Raw genomic sequence first — 11903 nt, forward strand, 5'->3', positions numbered from 1 at the left:
CGCACCCGGAAAGAAGGCCTGCTAGCCCTGCGCCTTCGCCCGGCAATGGCGGCAGATGCCGGCGAGTTCGATGACCTGGCCACGCGGGGTAAAGCCGATAGCGCCGGCGGCCGTCGCGAGGGCCTTGCCGACGGCTTCCGACTCCGCTTCGCCCACTGTGCCGCAGCTCTCGCAGATCAGGAACATCACCACGCTGCCGTCCTTGTGATCGTGCGCGCAGGCGATGAAGGCGTTGCGGCTCTCGATGCGATGGGCAAAGCCCTGTTCGAGCAGGAAGTCGAGGGCGCGATAGATGGTGATCGGCGCCGGGCGCTTGCCCTCGCCATCCTCCAGCTTTTCGATCAGCTCATAGGCACCGATCGGCTGGTGTGTAGCGGCGAGCGCCTCCAGCACCTGGCGGCGGATCTGGGTCAGCCGGACGCCGCGTTCGGCCGAAAGGCTTTCCGCCCGCGCCAGCACGGATGAGCTGCAATGGCTGTGATCATGGCCGGGTTCGGCGAAGACCGGTGCTGGCTCGTGATCGTGGGCGTGGCGGTGGGCCATGGAAACCTCTCGCCCCCTATGTAGCAATGGCGCGGCGCCATTGCCAGTTCTCTGGGATCGCCGGCTTCCAGCCGGCTCTTGGATACACAATGCTGGCGGGAAGGGCCGGCTGAAAGCCGGCGGTCCCGGCAAGATTACGGCCTGACCGTACCCTGGCCCTTCACGCGATATTTGAACGAGCAGAGCTGCTCGGCGCCGACAGGCCCGCGCGCATGCATGCGGCCGGTGGCGATGCCGATCTCGCCGCCGAAGCCGAATTCGCCGCCGTCGGCGAACTGGGTGGAAGCATTGTGCAGCACGATGGCCGAATCGACCTCGGCCAGGAAACGCGCTGCCGCAGCCTCGTCGTCGGTGACGATGGCGTCGGTATGGTGCGAGCCGTAGCGTTCGATATGGGCGAGCGCCGCATCGAGGCCCGAGACCACCTTCACCGAGATGATGGCGTCGAGATATTCGGTGGCCCAATCGGTGTCGTCGGCCGGCTTCACATGGGGATCGACCGAGAGGGTGCGCGAATCGCCGCGGACCTCGCAGCCCGCCTCCAGCAACGCCTTGACCAGCGGCTTGAGGAAGACCGGCGCCACGGCCTGGTCGACCAGCAGCGTCTCGGTGGCGCCGCACACGCCGGTGCGGCGCATCTTGGCGTTGAGCACGACGGCGACGGCCATGTCGAGTGCGGCGCCGGCATGGACATAGGTGTGGTTGACGCCTTCCAGATGGGCGAAGACCGGCACGCGGGCCTCCGCCTGCACCCGGGAGACGAGATTCTTGCCGCCGCGCGGCACCAAGACGTCGAGATTGCCGTCGAGCCCGGCCAGCATGGCACCGACGGCGGAGCGGTCGGGCGTGGGCACCATCTGGATGGCGGCCTCCGGCAGGCCGGCGGCCTGCAGGCCGGCGCGCAAGGCCTTGGCGATCTCGCTGCAGGTGCGGAAGCTCTCCGAGCCGCCGCGCAGGATCGCGGCATTGCCGGCCTTGAGGCAGAGGGCACCCGCATCGGCCAGCACGTTGGGGCGACTTTCGAAGATCACGCCGACGACGCCGAGCGGGGTGGAGACGCGCTCGAATTCCAGGCCGTTCGGCCGCGTCCAACTCGCCAGCACCCGGCCGACCGGATCGGGCTGGGCGGCGACTTCGCGGATGGCCGTAGCAATGCCGGCAACGCGCTTCTCGTCGAGAGTGAGGCGGTCGACATAGGAAGCGATCTGGCCGCGCGCCAGAGCATCGGCGACATCCTGCGCATTGGCGGCGAGGATGGCGGCTTCACTGGCGAGGATGGCCTTGGCCATCGCCTCGAGCGCGGCATTCTTGGCTGGGGCCGGGGCGAGCGCCAGGATCCGCGCGGCCGAACGGGCCGCCTGTCCTACTTTGCGCATGACGGCAATGACATTGCCGTCTTCCATTCCCCGGTTTTCGTCGGGCATGGTTCACCCTGTCGGTTTTTCAAAAGATCAGGCTGACGTGGTTAGGCCGGATCGACAGTGGTTGCAAGGCTGTTTGGAGCGCGGACAGGATGTCCGCGCTCCGGGCTTCAATGCCCGCCGCCCCCGCCGCCGCCCGCCATCTGCGGCTTCTTCAGCATGAAGATGGAGAAGCTGAGCAGGCCGAACAGCAGTGTCAGCAGCAGGAACACGTCGGAGAACGCCATCACCAGTGCCTCGCGCCGCATCAGCCCGACCAGCCTGGAGACGGTCATCTGGTCGGCTGCCGCCCCGAAAGCCACGAAACCGGCCTTCATGTTCTCATAGGTCTGCATGACATTGTCGCGGCTCCAGTTCACCGCCTCGCCCAGGCGCGACAGGTGCAGGTCCTGGCGCTTGTTGAGGGCGGTGTTGATGATGGCAAGGCCGACCGCGCCGCCGAGATTGCGCATCAAATTGAACAGGCCGGAAGCGTTCTTGATGCGGGCAGGGGGCAGGGTGCCCAGCGCGATGTTGGAGATCGGCACCATGCAGATCATCAAGGAGACGCCGCGCAGGATCTGCGGCAGCAGAATCTCGTAGAAATCCCAGTCATGCGTGATGCCGGTCATGATCCAGGTGCCGGCCGCAAAGCCGATGAAACCGCCGGCGATCATCAGGCGCGGATCGACGAAGCGGGTGAGGTTGCCTGCGATCGGCGCGGTGAAGAACATGCACAGGCCGGTGACGAACATGGTCTCGCCGATCATGCGGGAATCATAGCCGCGCACGCCGGCAAGATAGACCGGGAAAAGATAGGTCAGGCCGTAGAGGCCGACGCCCAGCACGAAGGAGAGCAGCGAGCCGGTGGCGAAGTTCCCGTCCTTGAAGGCATAGAGATCGACGATGGGCTGTTTGGCCAGCAGCACGCGGGCGAAGAACACTACGGCACCGACGGCCGCGAGCACGGACATCACCAGGACCGGCGTTTCGGCGAACCAGTCATGCCCCGGCCCTTCCTCCAGCGCATATTCGAGGCCGCCGAGGAACACCGCCATCGAGATCAGGCCGGTCCAGTCGAAATTGCTGAGCAGAGACAGGTCCGGCTCGTCGAAGTCGACCATGGAGAAGGTCATCAGCGTGACGATGACACCAGGCACCACATTGATGAAGAACAGCCAGTGCCAGGAGATCGCATCGGTGAGGATGCCGCCGACCGTCGGGCCGATGGTGGGGGCGAGCGTCGCCACCAGGCCGATCATCGGCGAGACGATGGCCTGCTTGGAGCGCGGGAAGATGGTGAAGGCGGCCGCGAACACGGTGGGGATCATACCGCCGCCGATGAAGCCCTGCAGCGCGCGGTAGATGATCATCTCGTTGATGTTCGTCGCGGTGCCGCACATGAAGCTCATGACGGTGAAGCCCGCGCAGGAGACCGCGAAGGTCCAGCGCGTCGAAAAGGCGCGGGAGAGGAAGCCCGAGAGCGGGATCATCACCACTTCGGCCACCAGATAGGCCGTCTGCACCCAGGGGATCTCGTCGCCGGAGGCGCCGAGGCCGGCCTGGATCTGGGGCAGGGAGGCGGAGACGACCTGAATGTCCAGGATCGCCATGAACATGCCGAACACCATCGCCAGGAAGGCGATCAGCTTGCGCTTGTCGATGGTTTCTTCGGCGGGCACCGGTATGGCGGTTGCTGTTGCGGTGGCCATGGCGGCCTCCTTGGAAGCAGATAGCCTTCTCCCCATGCGGGAGAAGGTGGCACGAAGTGCCGGATGAGGGGTCTCGCATCCTTGCCGGAGAGAGCGCGGCGCGACCCCTCATCCGGCCCGGCTTCGCCGGTCCACCTTCTCCCGCAAGGGGAGAAGGCTCTTGTCTTGCCTTACCTTACCCCTTCGGGCCGGTGCGGCTGTCGACCGTCACCACCACCGACAGGCCGGGACGCAGCTTGCCGCTGAGAGCGATGTCGGCGGGAACCTCGATACGCACCGGCACGCGCTGGGTGATCTTGGTGAAGTTGCCGGTGGCGTTCTCGGGCGGCAGCAGGCTGAAGACAGAGCCGGAGGCCGGCGAGAACTTGCCGACGACGCCTTCGAAGGTGTCGCCGTCCATGGAGTCGACCGAGACTTCCACCTTCTGGCCGGGAACCAGCGGGGCGAGCTGGGTTTCCTTGAAGTTGGCGGCGACATAGATGCTCTTGAGCGGCACCAGGGCGATCAGGCGCGAGCCGGGCGAGACATACTGGCCTGGCTGGGCGGCGCGGTTGCCGACCACGCCATCGGTGGGTGCGCGCACCACGGTGGCGTCGAGGTCGTTCTGCGCCTTGGTAATGGCGACTTCGAGTTCCTTGGCGCCCTGCTCGGCCTCGTCCTTCTGGGCCTGCGTCACGGCGAGATTGGCCTTGGCCGCGATCACATTGGCCTCGGCGCTGTTCAGGCTCGCCTGGGCATTGGTGAGGGTGGCATTGGCGCTGGCAAGGCCGGCATTGGCCTTGTCACGGTCAGCGGTGGCTTGGTCGAGCGTGGCCTTGGAACCGAAATCCCGGGCAGCCAGCGCGTCGGCGCGATCGAAGGCGGCATTGGCGCGCACGATTTCGGCCTTGGCGGAGGCGACGCCGGCCTGGGCCGACTCGATGCCCGCCTTGGCCGAGGCGACGCCGGCATTGGCGGTTTCGATCGCCGCCTGCTGGGCCACGACCTGCTGGTCGATGCGGGCAATGGTGGCGTTCTGCGTGGCGCGCTTGGCCTTGGCGGATTCGAGCGCGGTGCGATAGTCGGTGTCGTCGAGCTTGACGATGACGTCGCCAGCCTTGACGCTGTCGCCATTCTGCACCGGCACGGCGTCGACATAGCCCGAGACCTTCACGCCCAGGGTCGAGACGTCGGCCTGCACATAGGCGTCGTCGGTCTCGACCATGAAGCGGCCATTGGTCCACCAGTCATAGCCGTACCAGCCGCCGGCCGCGAGGGCGACGACCAGCAGGATCGGCAGGACGGTGCGGGCCTTGGATTTCTTCTTGCCGGCCGTCGCGGCGGGCTTGGATTGCACTGGAGCCGCGGGAGCCTCGGCCTTCTGGGCCTCTGCCTTCCCTGTCTCGGGCGCTGCCGGCGCGTCAGTACGCTGGCGCTCCAAGGTCACGACATTGTCGGTGGCATCGGCCGGGCCGGTGGCGCCCTGGCCACCCGGCACGGCATTGTGGTCGCGAGCTGCGTCCATCGTGGTCTCCCAACCGGAAGGTGAGACGCCCCTGGACAACTCGAAAAAGTTGCCTGCAAAACCAGACCGTGTTGATCTTGCCCCGGAGCATTCTACGATTTGGGTGGCTATGCCGAGGATCGCAAATATGCATTAGAACAAAGGCTTGGAGTAAAATGCGCTTCCGTGGAAACGCGCTTTGCTCCGGTCGACAAGATCAATACCGTCTGGCTGGGACTGTCAGGATCGAACCGAACGGTTCAGTCAGTTTCCGTTGACTATCATGTTGCGCTGCGATACGCAATAAAAATCGAACCGAACGGTTCAGTCAATTTTTGGAGGGATTTTAGTCATGCTCGCCGAAAGCCCGGCACCTGCGAAAGAGCCGGCTACCGACCCACCGGCCGCCGACAATGCCAAATGCCGCCAGATCGTCGATGGCGCTCGTCGTGTCTTCCTGGCCCATGGTTTCGAAGGCGCCAGCATGAACGATATCGCCAAGGAGGCAGGCGTCTCCAAGGGCACTCTCTATGTCTATTTCGAGAACAAGGAGCGGTTGTTCGCGGCGATCGTCGACGAGGAACGCTCTTCCCATGTCGAGCGCATCTTCGAATTCGACTATAATTCGCCCGACGTCGAAGGCACGCTGCTGGAGCTTTCCGCCGCCATCACCGCTTTCATCTGCCAGCCGCGCATCATCTCGGCGATGCGGGCCGTGATGGGTATCACCGAGCGCATGCCCGATATCGGGGCGCATTTCTACAATGCCGGCCCCGGCCATTCCCGCAAGCAACTGGCGAAATATCTCGATCTGCGCGTGGCCGCCGGCCAGCTCGAAATCGACGATACGGAGCTGGCCGCTGCCCAGTTCCTGGAAATGTCGCACGGCCCCTTGCTGAAGCCGATGTTCTTCATGGCCAACAACACGCCGCCGACCAAGGCGCGCATCCGCGAGGTGGCGCAGTCGGCCGTGCGGGTGTTCATGGCCGCCTATGGCGTGAAGAAATAGAGGCGCAACGAGCTCCCTGATGTCGGGGAGGGGGACCGCTAACGCCGGCTCCGCGTGGGGGCGCCATCTGACCACGTCCCCGCCCCCCATCGGTGCTCATCCTCCGCCGATGCGTATCCGCAGAAAATCACCCTTGATGGTGATGGCCGGCTTGATGCCCGGCCTGTTCGGCAGGGCGCTGTCGACCAGCGAGGCATGGCCGCTTACCGCGTAGTTCACTGCCTCCGCGCCGGCGAAGCGCAATTCGGCGTCGATGGCGTTGCCGCCGAGGTCGATGCTCTCGTCCTTGTCGATGCGGGCATAGGAGAGGCGGGCACGGATGGCATTGCCCTCGATCGAGACGTTGCGTGCATGCCCGTCCAGCGCGATGTCACCGGCCCGGCTGTTGACGTCGAGCGAGGCGAAGCTGCCCGACAGGCGGCTCGAAGTGGCGTCCTGCACGATGGAGACGGCGACGTTTTCGGGCAGGGTGGCGGTGAGTTCGAGCCGGCAATCGGAGGCACCGAACCAAGCACCATTGCCGGTGTCGACCTGCAATTGCGTACCGACCAGCCGGATCGAGCCGGCATTGGTGCAGCCGGCGCCACTCCAGCTCGAGCTCCAGAAGCCGAACCAGCCGTCCGGGCGGCCGCGGAGTTCGGCGCGATAGGGACCCGTGCGGCTGGCCGTCAGCCGGACCAGGCTGGAAGGGCCGCTGACCGTCACCGAGGTCACCGAGGCGACGTCAAGTTCGCCGAGGCTCGTGTGCGCCCTGCCTGGGGCCATCCCGGCGACGGCGAACAGGACGATGAGGATCAAAGGCCTTCGCATGGCTGTCTTCCCTTTTTGAACCTTGGGAAAACGACGCCGGAATCCGGTGCATTCGGCGACCTCGATCGCGATCGGGGACGAATCCGAGCGTGATCGAGGACATGAATGGTGTAGATTCGTCCCGTTCCGGAAGCATCCCCATGATCTTCGTACCCCTGCCCTTCGTCAGCGCGCTGCTCTTTGCCATCCTGCTGGTGCAGATGGCGCGGCAGGGCGATCGTCCCTGGCGGGACAATGCTTTTTTCCTGCTGCTGCTCGGCTTCACCGCGCTCTCGGTGCTGCTTGGCCTGCGCTGGGGGTACGGGGTCAGGATTTTCATCCCGCTTCAGGCCACGCTGGCTGCCTTGACGCCGGCTCTGGCGTGGCTCGCCTTTCGCGGTCTCACTGCCGAAGGCCCGGCACTGCGCTGGGCCACGGTGTGGCCTCATCTCGTGCCCGCCGGCCTTGTCGGGCCACTTTTCGTGACTTCGTCGGTGGCGGTCGATCTTCTCGTCATCCTGTCGTTCCTCGGCTACGGCCTTGCTTTGACACGCCTGGCGCTGGCCGGCCCCGACATGCTGATCACGCCCCGGCTGGACGGCGTGCTGCGATCCCACCGCGCGCTGCAGATCACGGCCGGGGCCTGCCTGGTCGGCGGGGTGACGGACGTCATCATCGGTTTCGACATGCGCTGGATGGGAGGCGTCATTTCCGAAGCCATGGTGTCCGGCGGCAATGTCGTGCTGCTGTTGGTGCTGGGCGTGGCGGCCGCCTCGGCGGGATCGGCGGCACCGACCGAGGAGGCCGAGCCATCGGCGGTCGAACCGCCAGCCCGGCCTGGCAGCGACGAGGACAAGGCGGTGGCGCTGGCCCTCGACGCCCTGATGGCGGATCGTTCGCTCTACAAGGATGTCGATCTCAATCTCGGACGGCTCGCCCGGCGGCTGAACCTGCCGGCGCGGCGCGTTTCCTCGGCCGTCAACCGCATCCACGGCATGAGCGTGTCGCACTATGTCAACAAATACCGGATCGAGGAGGCCTGCCGCCTGCTGGCGACCACCGATACGTCCGTCATCCAGGTGATGATGGAGGCCGGCTTTCTCAGCAAATCCAATTTCAACCGCGAGTTTCTGCGCCTTACCGGCGTCAGCCCCATCGCCTGGCGGCGGGGGCAGCGTTCTGCGCCGGCCGGGAGTGCGGAGAATGGCAAGCAAAAGGCCCCGCCGTGGCGGGGCCCCAAAACGCAACTCGACATTACGCAACGCGACTTGACGCAACTCGAACGCAACGCAACTCAGTAGCAGACCCGCACGCGGGCCCAGTGGCCGCCATAGTAGTCCTCGACCCAGCGCTTCTGGATGTAGCAGCGGCGGTACTGGCGGTAATAGACGGGGCGGTATTCGTCGTAATAGCCGCCACCGTAATAGCCGTTGTTGTAGGCGGAGCCGGCGAGGAGGCCGCCCAGCAGGCCGATGCCGGCGCCGGCGGCGAAGGCGCCACCACGGCCATAGCGGGCTTCGGCGGTGCCGGTGGTGGCGATCGCGGTACCGGCCAGCGTGGCGGCAACCAGGGCTCCGGTCAGGATCTTCTTGAACATCGTCTCGTTCCCATCTCTCGTCTTGCGCGGGCTGCGCTTGCTCTGATGGGGTGAGGATGTCACCGCGGCCCCGTTATTTCCGTGCGATTCGACACCGGGAAACACGGCATGCCGGCGCTCCTGAACCAGGGTCACGCTGCTGTTTCCTTTCGTCGCCAGGATGACGTAACGTCTGGCGGTTGCGGAGGAATGGCATGCGGTCGGGGTGGCGAGTTGGCGTCTGGTTGGTTCTGGGCTCTTTCGGTCTGGGCCTGGCCTTCGTGTCGCCGCCGCCGGCCGTCGCTGCGCCCTGTCCAGGTGAGCCGACGGCCTGTGCGACGATGGGCAGGACTCCACTGGGCCTGTCCTATCAGACGGTACTCGCCATCCTCCAGGATATGGACGAAAAGGATCGGCAGGCTCGTATCGAGCCCCTGCGCAGGACGCTCGAGGCCAATCCCGCGGATGACCTTGCCAGGCTCGAGCTGATCATGCTGGGCGCGGACGACCGCAAGCAGGCCGCGATCGCCGCCTCTCTGGCCGATCTCCTCGCCAAGGCCGGCAAGGTAGCCGATCCCGTGGTCGCGGCCCTGGCGCGCCTGCTCAGCATTCCCACCATCGATGCCGAGGGAGAAGAGGCCGATACCAGGATCACGACACTCGTCGAGGCGGCGCTCGCCGATATCAAAGCTGTGCGCAGCGGTGCCGCGCGCGGCGGACAGGCCGGGCCGACCAGGGATGATGCCGATCTGCTGGCCGGCCTGATCGCCAGGCGGGCGGTTTTCGATCTCGATGAGGCGATCGAGGACTATGACCGTGATGTCGGCAAGGCCCAGGCCGCTTTGCTGCAGGCGTCGATCGAGGCTTTCTCGGCCCGGCTCGAGCGGGCACCGCGCGACCCGGCCCGTTTCCCGCTTCTGGTCGAGGTGCTGCGCGACAATTACTACGACGCAGGCAGGTATGACCGCCTCGTCGAGATCTGCCGCCGCTGGGCCGGTGTCGCGCCTGCCGATCCGAAGGCGCGCAGATCCCTGGTGAGTGCGTTGGCGGCGCGGGCCGACGAACGCAATCTCGCCGACAAGACGGCCTTGGCCCTCGCCGACGCCGAGGCCCTGGCTGTCCTGGCCAGGTCGGCGGCAGGTTCGGCCCGCCTCGATGCGATTGAGAGCGAGGCGCTCGTCGCCAGCCATCGCGTCAGGGCGGTGGCGCAGGGCAAGACCGAGCCGGTTCGTGCCGCCGCCATCCTCGCCGAAGGGCTGCAACAGTTGCATGCGGGGACGCAGGGCGATCCTGCCCAGGGCAGCGGCGACGACCTGATCCTGGCTGCCGCGATGCTGGCGGGCGAGCGCATCGACAAGCAGGACGCCGCCACGGCCGAAGCCATCGAGACGAAGCTGCTCTCCGTTCTGGCTGAACCAGAGCGCCGGGCGCAATTGCGCGACATGATTGCCGCCCGCTACCAGACGAAAGGCGAGGTGGAGGCGGCGATGCGGCGCTATCGCCAGTCCATGGCGGAACTCGCGGGGGTGCCGCTTGACGGAGAGAAGAGCTGGCGCTTCTTCGCGGCGGCGCGAAACCTGTTCGAACTCGGCCGGCGGGATGCTCGCCGCTTCGACGCCGACGCCCATGCGCGCGCGCTGATCGACTATGTCGCCGAGCCTCGCTTGCGCACGCTCGATGGGCTGGACGGCAAGGAGAGGGCACGCTTGCTCCTGCAGATCGCCGCTGCTCTGCATACCCTGGCCAAACGCCTGGAGGAGGCCGGCATCGAGGCGCCGCGCATCGGGTTGCTGGAGCGCGAGGTCGCCTTGCGCGAGCCGCTGGCGCGCGATCCCGCTGAGCGGGCCGATCGGCTGGATGGCCTCGCAAACGCCTATCGCGACCTCTCCGACGCCTTCGATGCGGCGAACCGGGAGAAGGAGGCGCTGGATCAGGCCCGCAAGCGCGTGGCGATCCGGCGCGAGCTGAAGGAGAAGAATCCCTCAGGCTTCGACGAACTCAGCGACACTGTCTGGGCCCTGCGCGATCTCGGCGACGAGCAGCGCCATGTCGGCGACGACAAGGGCGCGCAGGCCAGCTACCAGGAAGGAGCACAGGTCGGCGCGACCTTGCTCGAGCGCTTCCCGGACAGGGGTGGCTCCTATGAAGCGATGTCGGCGATCCAGGTCGCGATGGGCCACGCGGCCCGCTCCACCATGATGAAGCTCATCCACTACAAGCGGGCGCAGGCGACCAATCTCGCCCATCTCGACAAGCTCGGCGACAAGAAGTTCGACCAGGACTTCCTGGCGGTATCGAGCATCAATATCGGCGATACCTATCTGGAAGCCGGCAAATACCAGGCGGCGCTGACCCATCTCGGCCAGGCGCTCGAGGCGAGCGACAAGAGTCTGGCCGAGGATCCGGAGAACAACAGTCTCCTGCGCCGCCGGGCCCGCATTCTCGACAAGATCGCCAGGGCCGAGCAAGGGCTGGACCGTACCGAACCGGCCATCGCCACGCGCCGCCGCCAGATCGAGCTTCTGGAAAAGCTGGCGCGCCTGCGTGGCGCCGCGGTCGAAAACCAGGCCGACGCCTATGAGGCGTTGATCGACCTGCTCTCCCGCAGCGGCGACCATGCCGACGAGATTGCCCAGATCCGGCGCAAGGTGGCGGCGCTATGAGGCGGCACGGCCGCGTCATTGCGCTTCGCTCGCAATGACGGTCAAGCAACAGAATTACGACTGTACTGCTAGCCGCCGATGGTCCCGATCTTGGCGAGGAGCTCGGCCACCAGCGCGTTGTCGAGGCCTTCGTCCGTCTGCCAGACGACCTCGCAACGCCGGCTGATCAGGAAAGTCTGCGGGATCGAACGCAAGGATAGCATGGTGATGAGCTCTCGCTTGTTGTCGATGCCGACGAGGCTGTAGGGATTGCCCGCCTTTTCCAGATAATGCAGCACCGCTTCGTCCTGGTCCTGGACGGCGACGCCGGCAAGGCGGACACCCTTGCGCTGGAGGGCGACGAGGTAGCGATGCTCTTCCCGGCACGCCTGGCACCACGAGGCCCAGAAATTCAGGACGGTGACCTGGTCCTGCAGCGCTTCGAGCGTGGGGGCGGGAATATCGGCAAGGCCCGCCAGGGGCTCGACCTGGAAGGGCCCGAGCACGGCGCCGTTCGAATCCGGCGCGGCCGCATTCTGTGCGCGGGCCGATGTCGTGAGGCTGGCGGCGAGACTCGCCAGGAACGCCCTGCGGCCCATCATGGCGCTTCTCCCTTGCGACACCTTGCTTACCATAGGTTGCGAGATGGCTTTCGCAACTGGGTGCAGGCGATTGCGAACAGGCTTGAAATACCGGCGCATCCGGCAAAGCCCATGCTCGTCGAGCAGATATAGCCTTGCTTGCGCCTT

At 66.0% G+C, this 11903-nt stretch carries 10 protein-coding genes; 3 read left to right on the top strand and 7 right to left on the bottom strand.

Annotation, left to right across the window (positions count from 1 at the left end; translation table 11 throughout):
* Nucleotides 1-21: 21 nt before the first annotated feature.
* The 4 genes from ACTJKX_RS23085 to ACTJKX_RS23100 all read right to left on the bottom strand — a co-directional run bounded on the left by ACTJKX_RS23085 (nt 22) and on the right by ACTJKX_RS23100 (nt 5159).
* Entirely contained in the window at nt 22-543 is a 522-nt protein-coding gene (locus ACTJKX_RS23085; RefSeq protein ID WP_394312364.1) for a transcriptional repressor, read from the bottom strand.
* Between the two features lie 134 nt (nt 544-677).
* On the bottom strand, nt 678-1967 hold the full coding sequence (locus ACTJKX_RS23090; RefSeq protein WP_440726650.1) for a glutamate-5-semialdehyde dehydrogenase: 1290 nt from the start codon (nt 1965-1967) through the stop codon (nt 678-680).
* A gap of 107 nt (nt 1968-2074) precedes the next feature.
* Entirely contained in the window at nt 2075-3655 is a 1581-nt protein-coding gene (locus ACTJKX_RS23095; protein WP_311935877.1) for a DHA2 family efflux MFS transporter permease subunit, read from the bottom strand.
* A gap of 175 nt (nt 3656-3830) precedes the next feature.
* Entirely contained in the window at nt 3831-5159 is a 1329-nt protein-coding gene (locus ACTJKX_RS23100; protein WP_440726651.1) for an HlyD family secretion protein, read from the bottom strand.
* A 331-nt stretch (nt 5160-5490) separates the two neighbouring features.
* Between ACTJKX_RS23100 and ACTJKX_RS23105 the strand changes: the two genes are divergently transcribed.
* Nucleotides 5491-6147: a TetR/AcrR family transcriptional regulator gene (locus ACTJKX_RS23105; RefSeq protein ID WP_440726652.1), complete on the top strand. Its 657-nt coding sequence runs from the start codon at nt 5491-5493 to the stop codon at nt 6145-6147.
* A gap of 96 nt (nt 6148-6243) precedes the next feature.
* On the opposite strand, the gene ACTJKX_RS23110 is transcribed toward ACTJKX_RS23105, so the two are convergent.
* The gene (locus tag ACTJKX_RS23110) at nt 6244-6957 is read right to left on the bottom strand and encodes a hypothetical protein (RefSeq protein ID WP_367625933.1); all 714 of its coding nucleotides are present in this window, start codon (nt 6955-6957) and stop codon (nt 6244-6246) included.
* 140 nt (nt 6958-7097) lie between these two features.
* Here ACTJKX_RS23110 and ACTJKX_RS23115 point away from each other — a divergent pair, with 140 nt between their 5' ends.
* Nucleotides 7098-8237 (top strand): helix-turn-helix domain-containing protein, encoded by a 1140-nt coding sequence (locus ACTJKX_RS23115; protein ID WP_440726653.1) that lies wholly within the window; start codon nt 7098-7100, stop codon nt 8235-8237.
* Here the strand turns inward: ACTJKX_RS23115 and ACTJKX_RS23120 are convergent.
* Nucleotides 8231-8668 carry a hypothetical protein gene (locus ACTJKX_RS23120; protein ID WP_394312357.1) on the bottom strand — a complete coding sequence of 146 codons (438 nt, stop codon included), beginning with the start codon at nt 8666-8668 and terminating at the stop codon, nt 8231-8233. The two genes, ACTJKX_RS23115 and ACTJKX_RS23120, sit on opposite strands and share 7 nt — an antisense overlap.
* A 59-nt stretch (nt 8669-8727) precedes the next feature.
* Between ACTJKX_RS23120 and ACTJKX_RS23125 the strand changes: the two genes are divergently transcribed.
* Complete coding sequence (locus ACTJKX_RS23125) at nt 8728-11175, top strand: hypothetical protein (RefSeq protein WP_440726654.1); 2448 nt, start codon at nt 8728-8730, stop codon at nt 11173-11175.
* Nucleotides 11176-11243: 68 nt separating this feature from the next.
* Here the strand turns inward: ACTJKX_RS23125 and ACTJKX_RS23130 are convergent, their stop codons facing one another.
* Nucleotides 11244-11756: a TlpA family protein disulfide reductase gene (locus ACTJKX_RS23130; protein WP_440726655.1), complete on the bottom strand. Its 513-nt coding sequence runs from the start codon at nt 11754-11756 to the stop codon at nt 11244-11246.
* Between the last annotated feature and the right edge of the window lie 147 nt (nt 11757-11903).

It is taken from the genome of Labrys sp. 22185 (genome assembly GCF_052045555.1).
Lineage (GTDB): Bacteria > Pseudomonadota > Alphaproteobacteria > Rhizobiales > Labraceae > Labrys > Labrys neptuniae.

What these genes read in the sequence shown, in the direction of transcription:
- ACTJKX_RS23100 (WP_440726651.1), bottom strand. Translation starts at nt 5,159, where the DNA reads ATGGACGCAGCTCGCGACCACAATGCCGTGCCGGGTGGCCAGGGCGCC.
- ACTJKX_RS23095 (WP_311935877.1), bottom strand. Translation starts at nt 3,655, where the DNA reads ATGGCCACCGCAACAGCAACCGCCATACCGGTGCCCGCCGAAGAAACC.
- ACTJKX_RS23090 (WP_440726650.1), bottom strand. Translation starts at nt 1,967, where the DNA reads ATGCCCGACGAAAACCGGGGAATGGAAGACGGCAATGTCATTGCCGTC.
- ACTJKX_RS23105 (WP_440726652.1), top strand. Translation starts at nt 5,491, where the DNA reads ATGCTCGCCGAAAGCCCGGCACCTGCGAAAGAGCCGGCTACCGACCCA.
- ACTJKX_RS23110 (WP_367625933.1), bottom strand. Translation starts at nt 6,957, where the DNA reads ATGCGAAGGCCTTTGATCCTCATCGTCCTGTTCGCCGTCGCCGGGATG.
- ACTJKX_RS23130 (WP_440726655.1), bottom strand. Translation starts at nt 11,756, where the DNA reads ATGATGGGCCGCAGGGCGTTCCTGGCGAGTCTCGCCGCCAGCCTCACG.
- ACTJKX_RS23115 (WP_440726653.1), top strand. Translation starts at nt 7,098, where the DNA reads ATGATCTTCGTACCCCTGCCCTTCGTCAGCGCGCTGCTCTTTGCCATC.
- ACTJKX_RS23085 (WP_394312364.1), bottom strand. Translation starts at nt 543, where the DNA reads ATGGCCCACCGCCACGCCCACGATCACGAGCCAGCACCGGTCTTCGCC.
- ACTJKX_RS23125 (WP_440726654.1), top strand. Translation starts at nt 8,728, where the DNA reads ATGCGGTCGGGGTGGCGAGTTGGCGTCTGGTTGGTTCTGGGCTCTTTC.